This window comes from Mycolicibacter acidiphilus (assembly GCF_018455725.1).
Taxonomy (GTDB): Bacteria; Actinomycetota; Actinomycetes; order Mycobacteriales; family Mycobacteriaceae; genus Mycobacterium; species Mycobacterium acidiphilum.
On record NZ_JAHCLR010000004.1, the window covers coordinates 74,027 to 93,067 of the forward strand.

18 protein-coding genes and 1 riboswitch are annotated in these 19,041 nt (G+C 70.1%); of the genes, 17 read left to right on the forward strand and 1 reads right to left on the reverse strand.

From position 1 onward, the window contains the following. Positions 1-30: 30 nt before the first annotated feature. From KIH27_RS03540 to KIH27_RS03610, 15 genes are all read left to right on the forward strand, one after another. Positions 31-324 (forward strand): WXG100 family type VII secretion target, encoded by a 294-nt coding sequence (locus KIH27_RS03540; protein ID WP_214091020.1) that lies wholly within the window; start codon positions 31-33, stop codon positions 322-324. Positions 325-338: 14 nt separating this feature from the next. Next, on the forward strand, positions 339-623 hold the full coding sequence (locus KIH27_RS03545; protein WP_214091545.1) for a WXG100 family type VII secretion target: 285 nt from the start codon (positions 339-341) through the stop codon (positions 621-623). Between the two features lie 149 nt (positions 624-772). Further along, positions 773-1,672, forward strand: coding sequence for an ESX secretion-associated protein EspG (locus KIH27_RS03550; protein WP_214091546.1), 900 nt, complete (start codon positions 773-775; stop codon positions 1,670-1,672). Positions 1,673-1,829: 157 nt separating this feature from the next. After that, entirely contained in the window at positions 1,830-3,344 is a 1,515-nt protein-coding gene (gene eccD / locus KIH27_RS03555; protein WP_214091547.1) for a type VII secretion integral membrane protein EccD, read from the forward strand. Beyond that, on the forward strand, positions 3,322-5,094 hold the full coding sequence (locus tag KIH27_RS03560) for a S8 family serine peptidase (RefSeq protein ID WP_214091548.1): 1,773 nt from the start codon (positions 3,322-3,324) through the stop codon (positions 5,092-5,094). Before eccD ends, KIH27_RS03560 begins: the two co-directional genes overlap by 23 nt. After that, a complete protein-coding gene (gene eccE / locus KIH27_RS03565) occupies positions 5,091-6,266 on the forward strand; it encodes a type VII secretion protein EccE (protein ID WP_214091549.1) in 1,176 nt (391 codons plus the stop codon). Before KIH27_RS03560 ends, eccE begins: the two co-directional genes overlap by 4 nt. A gap of 29 nt (positions 6,267-6,295) precedes the next feature. Further along, positions 6,296-8,086 carry a type VII secretion AAA-ATPase EccA gene (gene eccA / locus KIH27_RS03570; RefSeq protein WP_214091647.1) on the forward strand — a complete coding sequence of 597 codons (1,791 nt, stop codon included), beginning with the start codon at positions 6,296-6,298 and terminating at the stop codon, positions 8,084-8,086. Positions 8,087-8,474: 388 nt separating this feature from the next. Further along, the gene (locus KIH27_RS03575; RefSeq protein WP_214091550.1) at positions 8,475-8,774 is read left to right on the forward strand and encodes a PE family protein; all 300 of its coding nucleotides are present in this window, start codon (positions 8,475-8,477) and stop codon (positions 8,772-8,774) included. Between the two features lie 47 nt (positions 8,775-8,821). Beyond that, the gene (locus KIH27_RS03580; RefSeq protein ID WP_214091020.1) at positions 8,822-9,115 is read left to right on the forward strand and encodes a WXG100 family type VII secretion target; all 294 of its coding nucleotides are present in this window, start codon (positions 8,822-8,824) and stop codon (positions 9,113-9,115) included. Between the two features lie 14 nt (positions 9,116-9,129). Beyond that, complete coding sequence (locus tag KIH27_RS03585; RefSeq protein ID WP_214091551.1) at positions 9,130-9,414, forward strand: WXG100 family type VII secretion target; 285 nt, start codon at positions 9,130-9,132, stop codon at positions 9,412-9,414. A gap of 81 nt (positions 9,415-9,495) precedes the next feature. Next, the gene (locus KIH27_RS22930; protein ID WP_214091648.1) at positions 9,496-10,731 is read left to right on the forward strand and encodes a PPE family protein; all 1,236 of its coding nucleotides are present in this window, start codon (positions 9,496-9,498) and stop codon (positions 10,729-10,731) included. A gap of 11 nt (positions 10,732-10,742) precedes the next feature. Next, on the forward strand, positions 10,743-12,068 hold the full coding sequence (locus KIH27_RS03595; protein WP_214091552.1) for a PPE family protein: 1,326 nt from the start codon (positions 10,743-10,745) through the stop codon (positions 12,066-12,068). 11 nt (positions 12,069-12,079) lie between these two features. Next, a complete protein-coding gene (locus KIH27_RS03600; RefSeq protein ID WP_214091553.1) occupies positions 12,080-13,444 on the forward strand; it encodes a PPE family protein in 1,365 nt (454 codons plus the stop codon). A gap of 69 nt (positions 13,445-13,513) precedes the next feature. Further along, a riboswitch (M-box (ykoK) riboswitch) is annotated at positions 13,514-13,684 on the forward strand. 456 nt (positions 13,685-14,140) lie between these two features. After that, positions 14,141-15,376, forward strand: a complete 1,236-nt coding sequence (locus tag KIH27_RS03605) for a PPE family protein (protein ID WP_214091554.1) — start codon at positions 14,141-14,143, stop codon at positions 15,374-15,376. 18 nt (positions 15,377-15,394) lie between these two features. Beyond that, positions 15,395-16,126 (forward strand): MgtC/SapB family protein, encoded by a 732-nt coding sequence (locus KIH27_RS03610; RefSeq protein WP_214091555.1) that lies wholly within the window; start codon positions 15,395-15,397, stop codon positions 16,124-16,126. Here KIH27_RS03610 and KIH27_RS03615 read toward each other — a convergent pair. Continuing rightward, positions 16,120-17,307, reverse strand: a complete 1,188-nt coding sequence (locus KIH27_RS03615; RefSeq protein WP_214091556.1) for an NAD(P)/FAD-dependent oxidoreductase — start codon at positions 17,305-17,307, stop codon at positions 16,120-16,122. The genes KIH27_RS03610 and KIH27_RS03615 overlap by 7 nt on opposite strands. Positions 17,308-17,367: 60 nt before the next feature. Between KIH27_RS03615 and KIH27_RS03620 the strand changes: the two genes are divergently transcribed. Next, positions 17,368-18,261, forward strand: a complete 894-nt coding sequence (locus tag KIH27_RS03620; protein ID WP_214091557.1) for a sterol desaturase family protein — start codon at positions 17,368-17,370, stop codon at positions 18,259-18,261. Positions 18,262-18,387: 126 nt separating this feature from the next. After that, complete coding sequence (locus tag KIH27_RS03625; RefSeq protein WP_214091649.1) at positions 18,388-18,942, forward strand: LysM peptidoglycan-binding domain-containing protein; 555 nt, start codon at positions 18,388-18,390, stop codon at positions 18,940-18,942. Positions 18,943-19,041: the final 99 nt, after the last annotated feature.

Consider the following 19,041-nt stretch of genomic DNA (forward strand, 5'->3'; position numbering starts at 1 on the left):
CAACACCGACTTCGAACCGAGGAGAGTTTCATGGCACGTTTTATGACTGATCCGGACGCGATGCGTTCGATGGCGGGGCGTTTCGACGTGCACGCGCAGACCGTTGAGGACGAGGCGCGTCGGATGTGGGCGTCGTCGACGAACATCTCCGGTTCGGGCTGGGGTGGTCTGGCGGAGAAGACGTCCTACGACACGATGGGTCAGATGCAGACGGCGTTTCGCAACATCGTCAACATGCTGCACGGCGTGCGGGACGGCCTGATCCGCGACGCGAACCACTACGAGCAGCAGGAAGCTGCCTCGCAGCAGATCCTGTCGAGCTAAGGGAGAACACTCGAATGAGCATCAATTACCAGTTCGGTGATGTTGACGCCCACGGTGCGCTGATTCGTGCCCAGGCCGCTTCGCTGGAGGCGGAGCACCAGGCGATCGTGCATGACGTGCTCGCCGCCGGGGATTTCTGGGGCGGCGCCGGTTCGGTGGCGTGCCAGGAGTGCGTGACCCAGTTGGGTCGCAACTTCGCGGTGATCTACGAGCAGGCGAACTCGCACGGTCAGAAGGTGCAGTCGGCCGGCAACAACATGGCCAACACCGACTCGGCCGTCGGCTCCAGCTGGGCCTGACCGACAAAATTGCAGCGCGGCAGCACACCGTTTCGTCGGTGTGCTGCCGCGTGTTGCACTTCGGAGGGTATTGACGAGCGTTCCGGCGTCGGTGCGTGTTCCAATAGCGGGGTACATCGACAGACCGGTAGAGGCAGAGGAGGGGAGTGATGGACCCGAGCACCCGCACCGACATCACCGTCAACGTCGAGGGTTTCTGGATGTTGCAGGCACTACTGGACATTCGCCACGTCGCACCCGAGTTGCGTTGCAGGCCTTACGTTTCCACTGATTCCAACGACTGGTTGTCCGAACATCCCGGCATGGCCGTGATGCGCGAGCAGGGCATCGTCGTCGAGGACGAGGTCAACGAGGTCGTGGCGGCCCGGATGCGGGTGCTGGCCGCACCCGACCTCGAGGTGGTCGCACTGCTGTCGCTGGGCAAACTGCGGTACGGCGTCGTCGACGACGAGAACCAGGAACCCGGCACCCGCGACATCCCGGACAACGAGTTCCGGGTGCTGCTGGCCCGCCGCGGCGAGCACTGGGTGTCGGCCGTCCGGGTCGGCACCGACATCACCGTCGACGACGTCTCGGTGACCGACGCCGCCTCGATCGCCGCGCTGGTGATCGACGGACTGGAGTCCATCCACCACGCGGACCCCGCGCAGATCACCGCGGTCAACGTGCCGATGGAGGAGATGCTCGAGGCGACCCAGAGCTGGCAGGACTCCGGCTTCAACATCTTCACCGGGGGAGACCTGCGGCGGATGGGCATCAGCGCCGCCACCGTGGCGGCACTGGGGCAGGCGCTGTCCGAACCGGCCGCCGAGGCCGCGGTGTATGCGCGTCAGTACCGCGACGACGCCAAGGGGCCGAGCGCATCGGTGCTGTCGATCAAAGACGGCTCCGGCGGCCGGATCGCGCTGTATCAGCAGGCGCGCACCGCCGGCTCCGGTGAAGCGTGGCTTGCGATCTGCCCGGCGACGCCGCAACTGGTTCAGGTGGGTGTGAAGACCGTTCTGGACACCCTGCCCTACGGTGCCTGGAAAACGCATCGTCGTGTTTGACCGGCGGTGAAAGCCGTGCGGCACACCGAAATATATGCGCAGAAAGCGCAGGTCGTGCGCGTGGTCGCCAATGCCTTTAGAATCGGAAAGACGTTGAAATGACAAATTGCAAGGCGGCACATATGGGTTCGGTATTCATCGACCGGTTGGGGCGACGGTGACCGCGGCGATCGAGTCGGCGCAGGCGGGCGGTGAGGTCGCACTGTCGGCGCCGCGCGCGGTGGTGGTCGGGATCATGGCCGGTGACGGCGTGCAGATCGGCACCCTGCTGGACGCCGACGCCCCGGTGTCGGTGATGCTCGACCCGCTGCTGAAGGTGATCAACGGACGGCTGGCCGAACTGGACGAGCCGACCCTGCAGGCCGAGGGTCGCGGGCGCTGGGTGCTCTGCCTGGTGGACGGCACCGCACTGCGGGCGGGCCAGTCGCTGACCGAGCAGGACGTCTTCGACGGCGACCGGTTGTGGCTGCGTTTCATCGAGGACCGGGAGCGCCGGTCGCCGGTCATCGAACACATCTCGACCGCCGTCTCGGTGAACCTGGCCAAGCGGTTCGCCCCGGTCGATGCGCAGACCGCGGTGCGGGTCGGCGTGACCACCCTGTCCACCGGCGTGGTGCTCTCGGCCGGCCTGCTGGCGGCCTGGCGCTACCGCAACGACACCTGGCTGGCCGCCGGGGCCGCTGCGCTGCTGGCCGTGCTGGTGCTGATCGCGGCGGCGCTGATCCTGCTGCAGGCGCGCGGGGCGGCGGACCGTCGGGTCGGCGACATCCTGCTGTCCAGCGGGCTGGTGCCGCTGGTGGTGGCGGCCGCGGCCGCGGTGCCGGGCCCGGTGGGGGCGGCGCACGCCGCCCTGGGCTTCGGCGTGGCCGGCATCGCCGCGCTGGCGATCATCCGGCTGACCGGACGGCAACTGGCCGCCTACACCGCGCTGGCCACGGTGAGCCTGGCCGTCACGTTCGCCGGGGTGCTGCGGATGCTGTTCATGACCGGCGCGGTGACGCTGATGACGTGCGTCTATCTGGCCTGCGTGCTCGCCTACCAGGGCGCCCCGTCGCTGTCCCGGTGGCTGGCAGGTCTGCGCCTGCCGGTGTTCCCGTCGGCGACGAGTCGCTGGGTGTTCGAGGCGCGCCCGGACCTGCCGACGACGGTGGTCAGTGCCCCGGGTGCGGCACCGGTGCTCGAAGGTCCCGAATCGGTGCGCGAGGTGGTGCTGCGCGCCGAGCGGGCCCGGTCGTTCCTGACCGGGTTGCTGGCCGGCCTGGGTGTGCTGGTGGTGGTCTGCATGACCGGCTTGTGCGACCCGCACTCGGATCGCTGGTGGCTGCCGGTGCTGCTGGCCGGGCTGACCGCGGGCTTCCTGGTGCTGCGTGGCCGTTCGTTCCGGGACCGCTGGCAGGCGATCACCGTCACCCTGAGCGGCCTGGTGATCGTCGCGACGGTATCGGTGCGCTACGTCGTGCAACTGTGGACCCCGGGCGTGCTGATGACGAGCGTCGCCGTCCTGGTGCTGGTCCCGATGTTCGGCCTGCTGTCCGCAGTGATCGTGCCGAACACCATTTACAGCCCGCTGTTCCGAAAGTTCATCGAGTGGATCGAGTACCTCTGCCTGATGCCGTTGTTCCCGCTGGCACTGTGGCTGATGAACACCTATGAAGCGATTCGGTATCGCTAGCGGGTCGCGCGGGCTGCAGCGCACCGCCGCGGTCGGCGCCGTGGCGGTGATGGTGGCCTGCGGTTCGCTGGCCGGCATGCCGGCGGCGGGCGCCGTCGAACGTCCGACGATCGATCCCGCCGCGGTTCCGCCGGACGGCACCCCGGGGCCCCCGCAGACGATGCGGCAGACGTCGTACTGCACCGAGGTGGGGGTGTTCCCGGGCACCGACTGGCGGGTGCAGCCCAAGTACATGGACATGCTGAACCTGCCGGAGGCCTGGAAGTTCGGCCGCGGCGGCGGGGTGACCGTCGCGGTCATCGACACCGGCGTGACACCGCACCCGCGGCTGCTGAACCTGGTCGGCGGCGGTGACTACGTGATGGCCGGCGGCGACGGCCTGTCGGACTGCGACGCGCACGGAACGCTCGTCGCCTCGATGATCGCGGCCGCGCCCGACAACGGCGTGCCGCTGCCGCCGCCGCGCCAGACCCGCCGGCCGCCGTCGGTTCCGACCAACGAGCCGCCGCCGCCGATGCCGACGCCGCAGACCACGATCATCGTGCAACCGCCGACGATCGTCATGCCGCCGCCGGGCGCGGAGAACGAACCTGCGCCCGGGGGTGCTCCGCCGCAGGGGCCGGCCCCGGGACCGGCGCCTGGGCCTGCACCCGGCCCTGCGCCCGGCCCCGCCGGCCCGGCGTCCAACCACGACCGCGGTGCGGTGCGGACGCCGAACCACCGCGGTGGCGCCCGGGTGCTGCCGGTCGACCACCGCCCGCCCACCACGCCGCCGCGGCAGGAGGGCGGACCGGACGCGTTCAGCGGGATCGCCCCCGACGTCCAGCTGATCTCGATCCGGGCGAGCAGCCAGGCGTTCGGCCCCAAGGAGCCGTTCAACCAGGGCGACGACCCGCAGCTGCGGGAGAAGGTCGACGCCGTGCACACGCTGGCGCGGGCGATCGTGCACGCCGCGGACATGGGCGCACAGGTCATCAACATCTCCCAGGCCGTGTGCATCAACGCGCGGACCCCGATCGACCAGGCCGACCTCGGCGCGGCCGTCCGCTACGCCGCCGTCGACAAGAACGTGATCATCGTCACCGCCGCCGGTGACACCATGGCCCGCGACTGCAAGCAGAACCCGGTGTACAACGCGATGCGCCCGGACGACCCGCGCGACTGGAACGGCGTCAACACGATCGTGACACCGGGCTGGTACGACGACTACGTGCTGACGGTCGGAGCGGTCGACTCGGCGGGCGCCCCGCTGTCCAAGCTCAGCGTGACCGGCCCCTGGGTGTCGATCGCCGCGCCCGGCACGGACATCGAGGGACTGTCGCCGCGCGACGACGGGTTGATGAACGCCGTTGACGGGCCGGAGAACTCGCTGCTGCCCCCGCTGGGCACCAGCTTCTCCACGGCGATCGTCTCCGGGGTGGCGGCCCTGGTCCGGGCCAAGTACCCCGAGCTGACGTCGCATCAGATCATCAACCGGCTGATCCGGACGGCCCGCGCCCCGGCCCGGGGGGTGGACAACGCGGTCGGGTACGGGATCGTCGACCCGGTCGCCGCGCTGACCTGGGACGTCCCCGATGTGGCGCCGGAACCGCCGGAACGGCTGTCGGCGCCGCTGCAGGTGCCGCCGATACCGCCGGACCGTGACATGACACCGGCCTGGGTGGCCGGTGCCGGACTGCTCGCCGCGCTCGCCGCGGCCGGAGTGGCACTGGGAGTGGCCGCATTGCGACGATCGTTGAGGAACCGATGAAAGCGCAGCATGCCCTGGGGCTCAGCCTGTCCTGGACCCGGATCACCGTGGTCTTCCTGATCGACATCGCGATCCTGGTGCTGGCCGGACGCTGGCCGGGCGATGCCCCCGCCGCGCAGTACGCCTGGTGGTCCGGTGTCGGGGTGGCGGCGCTGATCACGATCATCGCGCTGGTCACCTACCGGCGGGTGCCGCTGAGCACGATGTGCGCCGCCTGGGTGGCCGATCAGTTCGCCGATCCGGAGACCGCGCTGGACCAGGGCCGGACACTGGCACTCGACCATCACCGGCGCTATGGGCATGAGCCGGTCGGCATCCGGGAGTACCGGGGCCGACTGGTGACGATGATCGCCGTCGGCGGGCGACAGCTGGCCGGGGGCGGCCGGCATTCCCGCGGATCCGTCGAGCCGGTGACCTTCCCGGTCGAACTGGTCGCCGCCGGGCTGCGGCAGTTCGACGTGCGGCTGGAAAGCATCGACATCGTCACGGTCGGCACCCGCGAGAACCCAGTCGAGGACGAGGTGGTCCCGGACTCCGACGACGAGATGTCGTTCCCGGACCATCGCACGACCTGGCTGATACTGCGGATGAATCCGCTGGACAACGTCAACGCGGTGGCGACCCGCGACTCACTGGCCGCCACCCTGGTGGCCGCCACCGAGCGACTGGCCGAGGAACTGGACGGCCGCACCGTCAGCGCGCGGGTCGTCGGCGCCGACCACTTCGCCGACGTCGATGAGGCCGTGCTCGCCGGCCTGGAGCCGGGGCAGTTGCGGCACCGGCTGTTCCAGCGGCGGCTGCGCTACGTCAGCAGCTTCTGGGTGACCCCGCGTGACATCAACGAGGAGAACCTGGAACACCTGTGGTACCCGCAGACCGATGCGACCGTGGTGACGGTACGGCTGACCCCCAAGGGCGGCCGGACCACCGAGGTCGCGGTGGTGGTGCGCTATCACAGTGCCGCCCGGCTCAGCAAGAACGTGCGGTCCGCGCTGAACAGGTTCGTCGGCCGACGGCAGCTTGACGCGGTCTGCGCGAGCCTCCCCGCGCCCAGCGTGCGACCGGGGCTGACGACGCTGCCGGGGCGGGAACTGCGCGGTGACGAACACCTGCCGGTCTCGCTCGATCCGGTCGACGAGTACGCCGCCGCTCGCACGGGGACGCGGAGTTGACCGGCGCCGCCACCGACGCACGCAATGCGATGGTCGCCGGCATGCTGGCGTCGGGAATCTCGGTCAACGGGCTGCAGCCCAGCCACAACCCGCAGGTCGCACTGCAGATGTTCACCACCGCGACCACCATCGATCCGGGAATGTGCGACGCCTGGCTGGCCCGGATCCTGGCGGGGGACCAGGGGATCGAGGTGCTGGCGAACGCCTGGGCCACGGTTCGGACGTTCGGCTGGGAGACCCGGCGGATGGGGCTCACCGACGCCGAATTCCACCCGGAGGTCTCCGACGGGCTGTTCCTACGGCTGCTGGTGACCAGCGTCGAATCGCTGGCCGCGGCCTACGCCGCCGTGCTCGCCGAGGCCAAGCGCTACGAGGAGGCCGCGAAACTGCTCGACGGCGTCGACCCGCGCAACCCGTTCGAGGTGGAGCTGATCAACTACGTCCGGGGTCTGCTGTACTTCCGGACCGGGCGCTGGCCGGACGTGCTGAAGCAGTTCCCGGCGGCCGCCCCGTGGCGCCAGCCGGAACTGAAGGCGGCCGCGTCGGCGATGGCCACCACCGCACTGGCCTCGCTCGGGGTGTTCGAGGAAGCGGTGCGGCGCGCCCAGGAGGCCATCGAAGGCGACCGGGTGCCGGGTGCGACGAACGTTGCGCTCTACACGCAGGGCATGTGCCTGCGCCACCTCGGCCGCGAAGACGAGGCCACCGAGTTGCTCCGCCGGGTGTATTCGCGGGACGCGAAGTTCGCGCCCGCCCGGCAGGCGCTGGACAACCCCGACTACCGGCTGATCCTCACCGATCCCGAGACGATCGAGGCGCGCACCGACCCCTGGGACCCTGACAGCGCACCCACCCGTGAACAGGCCGAGGCCGACCGGCACGCCGAGGAGGCGGCGCGGTATCTGGCCGAAGGCGATGCCGAGTTGGCCGCGATGCTCGGCATGGAGCAGGCTAAACGCGAGATCAAGCTGATCAAGGCCACCACCAAGGTGAACCTGGCCCGGGCCAAGATGGGGCTGCCGGTGCCGGTGACATCGCGGCACACGCTGCTGCTCGGCCCGCCCGGCACCGGCAAGACCTCGGTGGCGCGGGCGTTCACCAAGCAGCTCTGCGGGCTGACCGTGCTGCGCAAGCCGCTGGTGGTGGAGACCAACCGGTCCAAGCTGCTCGGCCGGTTCATGGCCGACGCCGAGAAGAACACCGAGGAGCTGCTGGAGGGGGCACTCGGCGGTGCGGTCTTCTTCGACGAGATGCACACCCTGCATGAGCGCGGTTACAGCCAGGGCGACGCCTACGGCAACGCGATCATCAACACGCTGCTGCTGTACATGGAGAACCACCGCGACGAGCTGGTGGTGTTCGGCGCCGGCTACGCCAACGCGATGGACAAGATGCTGGAGGTCAACCAGGGTCTGCGGCGGCGGTTCTCGACCGTGATCGAGTTCTACAGTTACACCCCGCCGGAGTTGGTGGAGCTGACCAAGATGATGGGCGCCGAGAACGAGGATGTGGTCTCCGACGAGGCCGCCTCGGCGTTGCTGCCGTCGTATCAGAAGTTCTACGCCGACGAGTCCTACTCCGAGGACGGCGATCTGATCCGCGGCATCGACACGCTGGGTAACGCCGGGTTCGTGCGCAACGTGGTGGAGAAGGCGCGGGATCACCGCAGTTTCCGGCTCGACGACTCCGACCTCGACGCGGTTCTGTCCGGGGACGTCACCGACTTCAGCGACGAATGGCTGCGCAAATTCAAGGAATTGACCCGCGAAGACCTGGCCGAAGGGCTCAGTGCGGCGGTGGCGGAGAAGAAGCCCGGCTGATCGGCCGCTGATATGAATCCGCTGTGTCTACCCCGTCAGGTGGGCCTGTCGGGTTGACGCTCACCGGAGCCGGTGCCACCATGGCGCAGGTAAGGAAGTCAAGGATGGTGCCCCTGTGGCACCTTGGCTTCTGCATCGGGCCGCGGTTCGCCGCGATCACGGCGAGGAGGTGACGACGAGATTTGAATCCCAGCGATAGTCCGTATCCGACGTACGCACGACCGGTGACGAATCCGTTCCGATCCGATCACCTCGACGTCGGTCACTGAATCCCTTTGCGTCTAATCCGCCGCGGCGCAGGCTTTGTCTTGTTACCGTTGGCCTTCCGGACGTACACGGTTTCCGTCGACTGATCAGTGGCCGACTCAGTTCAGATGATGGAGGGTCCATGACTTTTGTAACGACACAACCGGAGGCGTTGACCGCCGCCGCCGGCAATCTGTCCGCGATCGGCACCGCACTGAGTGCCCAGAACGCGGCTGCGGCCGCGCCGACGACCGGGGTGGTTCCCGCTGCCGCGGACGAGGTTTCGGCGCTGACCGCCGCGCAGTTCTCGGCGCACGCCCAGATGTATCAGTCGATCAGCGCGCAGGCCGAAGCGATTCACCAGATGTTCGTCGCCACGCTGAACGGGAGCGCCAATTCATATGCGGCGACCGAAGCGGCCAACGCCGCGTCGGCCGGATAGCCGAATCAGCCCGCACCGCAATAGATTTTCGAACCGAGGAGAGTTTCATGGCACGTTTTATGACTGATCCGGACGCGATGCGTTCGATGGCGGGGCGTTTCGATGTGCACGCGCAGACCGTTGAGGATGAGGCGCGTCGGATGTGGGCGTCGTCGACGAACATCTCCGGTTCGGGCTGGGGTGGTCTGGCGGAGAAGACGTCCTACGACACGATGGGTCAGATGCAGACGGCGTTTCGCAACATCGTGAACATGCTGCACGGGGTGCGGGACGGCCTGATCCGCGACGCGAACCACTACGAGCAGCAGGAAGCTGCCTCGCAGCAGATCCTGTCGAGCTAAGGGAGGACACTCGAATGAGCATCAATTACCAGTTCGGTGATGTTGACGCGCACGGTGCGCTGATTCGTGCCCAGGCGGCCTCCCTGGAGGCGGAGCACCAGGCGATCGTGCACGGCGTGCTCGCCGCCGGGGATTTCTGGGGCGGCGCCGGTTCGGTGGCGTGCCAGGAGTTCGTGACCCAGTTGGGTCGCAACTTCGCGCTGATCTACGAGCAGGCGAACTCGCACGGTCAGAAGGTGCAGTCGGCCGGCAACAACATGGCCAACACCGACTCGGCCGTCGGCTCCAGCTGGGCCTGACCCAACCGACAGGATGACTGTGCCGGGTCGTCTGACCGGGACGGTCGGGCATCTTCGCGCGATCCCCCGGAGGTGATGGGCATCGACTTCGGCGCGCTGTCTCCGGAGATCAACTCCGGGAGAATGTATTCCGGCCCCGGTTCGGGGCCGCTGCTGGCGGCGGCAGCAGCCTGGGATGGCCTGGCCGCCGAGTTGAGCTCCACCGTCGCGGTGTACGACTCCGAAGTCGGCGGGCTGGCCGGTGATGCCTGGTCGGGCCTGGCCGCAGCCGCGATGACGGCGGCGGTCGAACCGTACGTGAGCTGGATGAGTCGGACCGCGGCCCAGGCGGCGCAGACCGCGGTCCAGGCGCGGGCCGCCGCGGCGGCGCACGACGCGGCGTTCAGCGCGATGGTGCCTCCCGGTGTGATCGCCGCCAACCGCAGTCTGCTGATGTCGCTGATCGCGACGAACATCCTGGGACAGAACGCGGCGGCGATCGCGGCGACCGAGGTGCACTACGCGGAGATGTGGGCGCAGGACGCCGGAGCCATGTACGGTTACGCGGGAGCCTCGGCGGGGGCCACCGCGCTGGCCCCGTTCGCCGCAGCGCCGACCACCACCAACCCGGCTGCCAGCACCGCCCAGGCTGCGGCGGCGGGCGGGGCGCAGGCGCAGGCCGGGCTGACCCAGGCGGTCACCATGGTGCCGCACCTGCTGCAGAGCCTGGCGGTCTCGGGATCGGCGCAGGCGAATCTTCCGGTGCTGGACTTCCTGGCCGGCCCGCTGTCACCGGTCTCACTGTTCGGCATCGGCGGCATCCCCTACCTGCTGGCGATCCAGTGCGTGCTGCTGCCGATGAACGGGTCGAATGTGGTGGCCTCGGTGGTCCGGGCGCAGGGACCGAAACCCTGGCTGCACGAGCCGGCGCCGAGCACGGCGGACCTGCGGGCCGGCCTGCAGCTGACCAGGGCGTCGGGCCCGGTGACACCGGCCGTGTCGGGTGGGCTGGGCAACGCCGGTTCGATCGGACGGCTGTCCGTGCCGCCGGGCTGGCTCGCTCAGACCACGACCGCCAAGACGGTGGCCGCGGTGTTCCCGGAGGCGGGTCCCGGCGCCGTCGCGGCGATCGCGGGGGAGACCGAGAGCGGGATGCTCGGTGACCTGGCGATGGGCAGCATGGCCGGCCGGGCGCTCGGTGCGACGGGGGGCGCCGCGTCACAGTTCGCCGCCGGGCCGACGGGCTCGCTGGCGGGCAGCAGGCCGGACGGTTCCGGCAAGCCCGCCAAGCCGTCCAAGGCCACGATCATCGTGATCCCGCCGTCGGCGCAGGGTTGAGGGCTCCAGTCATGGATTTCGGGGCGCAGTCACCGGAGGTGAACTCCGGACGGATCTATGCCGGGCCCGGATCGGCGTCACTGCGGACCGCGGCGGCGGGCTGGACCCGGCTCGCCACCGAACTGGGTTCGGCGGCCGCCGGCTACCAGGCGGTGATCGCCGAACTGGGCCAGACGTGGCTCGGGCCGGCAGCCGAGGCGATGACGGCAGCGGCGGCGCCCTACGCGGCCTGGCTCCGCACGACCGCGGTGCAGGTCGAGCAGACCGCGACCCAGGCGGAGACCGCCGCCGACGTCTTCGAGCAGGCCTTCGCGGCGATGGTGCCGCCGACGGTGATCGCCGCCAACCGCAGTGAACTCGCGGCGCTGATCGCGGCCGATGCGTTCGGCCAGAACGCGGCGGCGATCGCCGCGCTCGAAGCGGAATACGGCCAGATGTGGGTGCAGGACGCCACGGTGATGTACGGGTACGCGGGTCAGTCGGCGGCCGCCGCGGCGGTGCCGCCGTTCACCGCGCCGCCGACGGTCGCCGATCCGTCAGGCCAAGCCGGCCAGGCCGCTGCAACGGCCCAATCCGCCACCGGCACAGCGCATTCGCAGCTGTCGCAGCTGATGGGATCGGTGCCGCAGACCCTGCACGGACTCTCCTCGAACAGCGGGTCCGCGGCCGCGCCCCCCGACGTGTCCGCCCCGGTGCAGAGCACCGAACCGCCGTCGGCCTCGCAGGCCGCCTCCTATATCGAGATGATCTCCCGGTCCATCCTGCCGGCCAACGACACCAACATCAGCACCCTCTACGGGATGGGGCAGTACTCGCGGAACCTCAACACCGACCTGGACATCGCGGCGGCCACCGACGGCAAGTTCGGGTTCGGGTCCGGGAACCCGGCTCCGCCGCCGGCGCCGCTGCCGAGCGTTCGGCCGGCGGTGGCGGCGAGTGTCGGGGACACCGCGACCGTCGGGAAACTCAGCGTTCCGTCGGCGTGGACGGCCGCTGCGCCCGAGGTCGCCATGACCGCCGCGGCACTGCCCGCCACCGCACCCGGCGCGGCGCCGATAGCGGGTCCGGCCGGACTCGGCGCGGATGCGGCGGCGGCCGGGATCGCCGGCCGCGCACTGGCGGCCGGGGCGGCCGGCGCGGCGCGACACCGGCCGGGTGCGGATGCCCGCCGCCTGGAACGGATCGCCGGTGAGCTCACCGGCACCCGGGCGGTGCAGCGCTGGCACACCGACTCCGGTGGGCGTCGAGGTCTGCTCGGGGAACTGTCCCGACGGCCGGGCGTGCACGAGGTGCATTTCGACTCCGAGGACCCCGACCCTCAGCCGCAGCAGGGTTAGGCGGCGCCGCGATGGATTTCTCAGCGCTGTCACCGGAGGTGAACTCGGGCCGCATGTACGCCGGTCCCGGGTCGGGTCCGATGCTGGCCGCTGCGACGGCGTGGGGGCGGTTGGCGACCGAATTGACCACGGCCGCGGGGGCTTACGGGTCGGTGCTGTCCGGGCTCACCGACGAGGGCTGGCTCGGTCCGGCCGCTGACGCGATGGCTGCGGCAGCGGCCCCGTTCACGACGTGGCTGCATGCCACCGCGGAATCCGCGGCGCACGCCGCGAGCGGAGCCACCGCCGCGGCCGCCGCCTTCGAAGCAGCGCACGCCGCGGTGGTGCCACCGGCGGTGGTGGCGGCGAACCGGGCCGAACTGGCCGCGCTGATCGCCGGAAACGTCCTGGGACAGAACACCGCGGCGATCGCGGCCGTCGAGACGCAGTACGCGCTGATGTGGGTGCAGGACGCCGCGGCGATGTACGGCTACGCGCTGCATTCGGCGGTGGCTTCCCGGGTTTCGCCGTTCACCCAGCCGCCGGCCACCACCAGCCCGTCCGCGTCGGCGGCCCAGGCGAGCGCCGTCGGCGCGGCGACCGCGAGCAGCGGCCACGCCGAACTGACGCAGTTGATGAGCGCGCTGCCGCACGCGCTGCAGGGGCTTGCCGGTTCGGCGGCGGCCGCGGCGCCGGTGCAGGCCGCCGATCCGATCTCGCTGTCGCAGGCCGTCTCCTATGTGGGCCTGGTGGCACGGAGCATCGTTCCGTTCAACGACGCGATCAAGAGCATCCTCTACGGGTTCGTGCAGTACGCCCGAAATCTCAACACCGACCTGGATGTGGCCGCGGCCACCGGCGGACGGTACGGATTCGGCTCCGGCACCCTCGCACCGCCGCCGCTGGAACCGGTCGTGGCGCCCGCCACCCCGGTGGTGACGGCCGGCGCCGGCGGGGCGGGCTCGGTCGGCCGGGTCAGCGTGCCGCCGGGCTGGGCGGGCGCCGCCCCGGAGGTGGCGATGACGGCGACCTCGATTCCGATCACCGGGCTGACGGCCGCGCCGGCGGCAGCCGCGGCGCAGATCCCCGCCGGGATCTACAGCGACCTGGCGGCGGCCGGCCTTGCGGGACGGGCGATTACCGGGGCCGCTCCGCGCGGCCGGCCGGCGGCGGCGATGAACGGCCACGCGCAGACCCGGCTGGAACGACTGGTCACCGAGCTTGCGGGCACCCACGAGGTGCAGCACTGGCACGTCGACTCGAGCCGCCTCGACAGCCTGCTCGAAGAACTCGCCGAACAACCGGGAGTCCATGCCGTGCACGTGAATCCGGACGGTCAGGACCACAGCGGCATCGATGTCGAGAACACCGATGCACCGGATCCTCAGCGAGGCTGACTGAGGCATCGGATGGCGACCCGCCGCACCGGATTGACCCCGGCAACCGCCTGATGCACTATTGTGGGGCAAGCACCTCGTTAGGTGAGGCTTCCATGCGGATATAGGCCACTGACCCCGAACGTCGAAAGACGCCCCGGGTCAGGACAGCTCTTCCCGGCTTAAGGGTTGAGCCCAAGTGGCTTCCGGGGTAACCGGATACGCCGTGTGGTGCCGAAGCTCTGACGAGAGGGGTGCTCCGTCCGACAGTCGTCGGGCGACCTCACCTCGCTGTGCAACCGTGACGGCACCCCCGCGTGCCCAGGCCGAGAGGAGGTGAGAGCGACATTGAGTCCGAGTGATAGTTCCCATCCGAGATCGATGGTCGTTTCCCTCCATTGTGATCTCGGCACCGCTTTCACCATCTGATATTCGCCCCGGCGCTGAACGTGCCGACAGGCGTGCGCTCGTTTCGGCGGCCACGTCTGGCTTCGGCATGCTTTGAAAACGTCTGACCCTCAGGCGTTTTCAGATGCGTTGACCGGCAGTCGATCGCTGAAGCGCGCCCCGATGCCGGGGGCGCCGCCGATCGGTCGGCGAGTCGTGGTGACCCCATCGTTTCTCCGGTGTGGACGTCGTGCGTCCAAATCCGGGTTCCGCCTGTCCGCACCGTCCGCACAAAGCAAGCTTTGTCACCACCAATCAAGGAGTAGCGCAATGGATTTCGGAGCATTCCCCCCCGAGGTCAACTCGGCTCGCATCTACGCCGGGCCGGGCTCGGCTCCGATGCTGGCCGCCGCGGCGGCCTGGGACAAGATGGCCGCCGAACTCGGTGCCGCCGAAGCCGGCTACCAGTCGGTGATCGACGGCCTGGTCGGTGAGGGCTGGATGGGTCCGGCGTCGACCGCCATGGCGGCCGCCGCGGCGCCCTACGTGACATGGATGGGCACCACCGCCGCACGTGCCGAACAGACTGCGGCGCAGGCAAAGGCGGCGGCCGCGGCGTACGAGGCCGCCCGGGCGATGTCGGTGACGCCGCCGGTGATCACCGCCAACCGGTCCCAGCTGGCGCTGCTGGTCGCCACCAACATCCTGGGGCAGAACGGCGCGGCGATCGCCGCCAACGAAGCCCACTACGGGCAGATGTGGGCGCAGGACGCGGCGGCCATGTACGGCTACGCGGCGGCCTCGGCCGCGGCGTCGAAGGTCACGCCGTTCAGTGCGCCGCGGGAGATCGCCAACCCGAATGCCCAGGCCAACCAGGACGCCGCCGTCAACCAGGCGGCCGGGTCGGCGGCCACCTCGAACGCCCAATCGACGCTGTCGCAGGCCATTACGACGACTCCGCAGACGTTGCAGAATCTTGCTCAGCCGCTGCAGAGCTCGTCGGCGGGGACGCCCACTCTGCCGAATTTCCTGAACCCGGACGACATCATGCCCGGCGATTTCATGAACACCTTCTCCAACCTCATGAGCAGCTCGTTCAGCCCGATGGGTATGGCCGGTATCACCCAGGCCGGCGCGGACATCGCCGTCATCCGCGGTGCCGCCCTGGCCGCCGCCGACCCGCTCGGCCTGGGCGCGATCGACCCGCTGACCATGCTGATGCCGGGCCTGGGCTCCGGGCTGGGCGGCGGGATGGGCGCCATGCACGGGCTGGGCGCTGGGCTCGGCGGGATGAGTGCGGCCTCGGCCGCCGTCGGCCAGGCCAGCTCGGTCGGCGCGCTGTCGGTGCCGACGAGCTGGGCGGCCGCCGTACCGGCCACCGCAGCCCCGGGCACCTCGATCGCGGCCACCGGCTGGACGGTCGCCGCACACGCCCCGGAGGCGGGCGCCGCGGGCATGCCGGGGGTGCCGATGGCCGGTGCGGGCAACGGGCGCAACTACGGATTCGCCGCCCCGCGCTACGGTTTCAAGCCCACCGTGATGGCGCGGCCGGTGGCCGCCGGGTAGGTGTGAAAGGGTTGGCCCATGCAGACGCTGAGCGTCGCGGAGTTCACGCTCCGGCTGGCCGTCGGGCTGGGGTGCGGTGCACTGATCGGGCTGGAGCGCCAGTGGCGGGCGCGGATGGCCGGACTGCGCACCAACGCGCTGGTCGCCGCCGGTGCGACCCTGTTCGTGCTGTACTCGGTCGCCGCTGAGGACACCAGCGCGACCCGGGTGGCGTCGTACGTGGTGTCCGGGGTGGGGTTCCTCGGCGGCGGGGTGATCCTGCGGGAGGGCTTCAACGTCCGCGGCCTGAACACCGCCGCCACCCTGTGGTGTTCGGCGGCGGTCGGCGTGCTGGCCGCCGCCGGGCATCTGCTGTTCGCGCTGATCGCGACCGGGACGATCGTCGGCACCCACCTGCTCGGCCGGCCGCTGGGCCGGCTCATCGACCGGGACCACCACGCCGAGGAGGACGAGGGGCAGTCGCCCTATCGGGTGCAGGTGCTCTGCCGGCCCAAAGCCGAGACCTATGCGCGGGCGCACATCGTGCAGCACACCGCCAGCCACGACCTGGTGCTGCGCGGCATCCACACCGACCGGACCGCCGACGAGAACGTCATGCTGACCGCATTCCTGCTGGTGGACCGGCACGCGCCGGACCGACTGGAGCGGTTGGTCGCCGAGCTGTCCCTGCAGCCCGGTGTGTACGCGGTGCACTGGCATTCCGACGACCAGCTCAGCCCGCCGCTGCCGGCGGTGGACGAGGATCAGTAGCCCAGGTCCGGCTGATCCTGCAGCAGCGGGGCGGCCGCCGCCAGCAGCGCGGCCCGGTCGCCGTCGCGCGGCGGATAGATCCGGTGGGTGTTGATCTCCCGCTTGACGGCCTTGGCCGCCGCCCCCTGCGCGGCCACCGCGCGGTCCCAACCCTGCGTGTACACCGCACCCGCCGGACCGAGGTCGAGAACCGTGACGTACCAGGGGATCCGCAGCGGCAGCATCGGCTCGCCCAGCAGGTCCGAGATCACGTTGTAGCCGGCGAAGCGGCCCATCGGCCGACTGTGCTGACACGACATCACCGACAGGTGCTCGTCATCCATCGTCGCCGCCGCGACGTCGCCGGCGGCGAACACCCCGGTCACCCCGACGACCCGCAGGTAGTCGTCGACGGCGACCCGGCCGAATCGGTCACGGGCGACCGGCAGGTCATCGGTCAGGGTGCTGGCCCGCATCCCCGTGCACCAGACGACGGTCGCGGCGGCCAGCGTCTCGCCGGAGGACAGGGTCACCCGGTCCGCGTCGACCCCGGTCACCCGCACCCCGGTTCGGGTCTCGACGCCGTTGTCCGACAACGCCTCTTCGATCACCGGCCGCGCTGAGTCACCCATGTCGGAGCCGATCCTGGTGTGATCGACCAGCACCACCCGGGGTGCGGCGCCGGAGCCGAACAGCGCGGTGAGCCGCCCGGGAAGTTCGCAGGCGGTCTCGATCCCGGTCAAGCCGGCCCCGACTACCACCACTGTGGCCGCGCCCGGCGATGGGTGGCGGGCCAGGTCGCGCAGGTGGGCGTCGAGTGCGACCGCGCCGTCGAAGGTGTCGACGTCGAACCCGGGCGCATCCGGCCGGGCCGCCCGGCTGCCGGCGGCCAGCACCAACCGGTCGTAGCGGTGCACGGTGCCGTCCGCGGTGGTGACGGTGCGCGCCCCGGCGTCGATCCCGGTGACCGTCGCGGTGACGTGCGCGACGCCCGCCGGTGTGAGCAGATCATCCAGCGGTATCCGGCAGTCCCGCAGATCCGGTTCGTAGTTGCGCACCCGGATGTCGTGAAACGGCTTGTCGCTGAGCACGGTCACGTTGACCTCGCCGGGCGTGACGCACAGTTCGTCGAGCCGGCGCGCAGCCCCCAGGGCGGCCCACAGCCCGGCGAACCCGGACCCGATCACGATGACGTTCGGCATGGGCCCAGTCAACACCGTCGACCCGGTGCGTCCGTCGGGCCCGGACCCTAAGCTGATGCGGTGGACGGGGTCGCTGGGTTCTGGTCGGTGCTGCCACCGCCGATGCGCGACCCGGTGCTGTTCGCGATCCCGTTCTTTCTGCTGCTGCTGACGTTGGAGTGGACGGCGGCCCGCAAACTCGACCAACTCGAACCGGGCTCCTACCGGGCGGCCGATGCGTGGGCGAGCATCTCGATGGGCTTGGTGTCGGTGGCCACCACCGCCGGCTGGAAGTTCCTCGCCCTGCTCGGCTACGCGGCCTGCTATGCCTACCTGGCGCCGTGGCACCTGCCGGCCTCGCGCTGGTACACCTGGGTGATCGCGATCCTCGGGGTGGACCTGCTCTATTACTGCTACCACCGCATCGCCCACCGGGTCCGGCTGATCTGGGCGACGCATCAGGCGCACCACTCCAGCCGGTACTTCAACTTCGCCACCGCCCTGCGGCAGAAGTGGAACAACAGCGGCGAGATCCTGATGTGGACTCCGCTGCCGCTGTTGGGGATTCCGCCGTGGATGGTGTTCGCTGCGTTCTCGGTGAACCTGATCTACCAGTTCTGGGTGCACACCGAGCGGGTCGACCGACTGCCGCGGGTGTTCGAGTTCATCCTCAACACGCCGTCGCATCACCGGGTGCACCACGGCATGGACGCCGAGTACCTGGACCGCAACTACGGCGGGATCCTGATCATCTGGGACCGGCTGTTCGGCACGTACGCCCCGGAGTTGTTCCGGCCGCACTACGGGCTGACCAAGCAGGTGGACACCTTCAACATCTGGACGCTGCAGATCCACGAATACCGGTCGATGATCGCCGACGTGCGGGCCGCGACCCGCTGGCGGGACCGGCTCGGTTTCGTGTTCGGCCCGCCCGGCTGGCAGCCCCGCGCGACGGGATCGGCCGACATTTTTTAAGCCGTGAGCCAAAGGGGAGCGTTCGCGGGGACGGTCGCCTAGGCTGACGGGCGTCGCGTGCGAGCGACAGCGTCGCGCCGTGTCCGGCGGGCGTTCCGATGAGAAGGGAACAACGTGGCACAGAGCCTGGGAGACACCCTCACCGCTGGCAAGAAGCTCGTCAAGGGTGAGTCGCTGACCTCGAACAACGGGGCCTACACCCTGACCCTGCAGGACGACGGCAACCTCGTCCTGGCGTCGCAGGGCAAGGCCGTCTGGGCGTCGGGCACCAACGGCAACGACGTGGTGCGCGCCGAAGTTCAGGCCGACGGGAACTTCGTCATCTACACCGCAGACAAGCCGATCTGGCACACCGACACCAAGGGCAAGAAGGACGCCAAGCTGGTGCTGCAGGACGACCGCAACCTGGTCCTGTACGCCGCGGACGGCGCCGCCTGGTCCACCAAGACCGAGACCGACGCGCCGCCGCCGGAGGCCCCCAAGGCCGAGGAGGCCCCGGTCGCTGAGGAGGCTCCGGCCGCCCCGGCAGCGCAGAAGTACACCGTGGTCGCCGGCGACACCCTGTTCGCGATCGCCGAGCGGTTCTACGGCGACGGCAACAAGTACCCGCAGATCGCCGAGGCCAGCGGTATCGCCAACCCCGACCTGATCCACCCCGGTCAGGAGCTGACGATCCCCTGATCGTCGTCGCCCGTCCACGCAGCGGCCCGGACCCACAGGTCCGGGCCGCTGTGCTACGCCGGTAACGTGTCTCACAGTCACGGACGGCCGGCGCTCGAC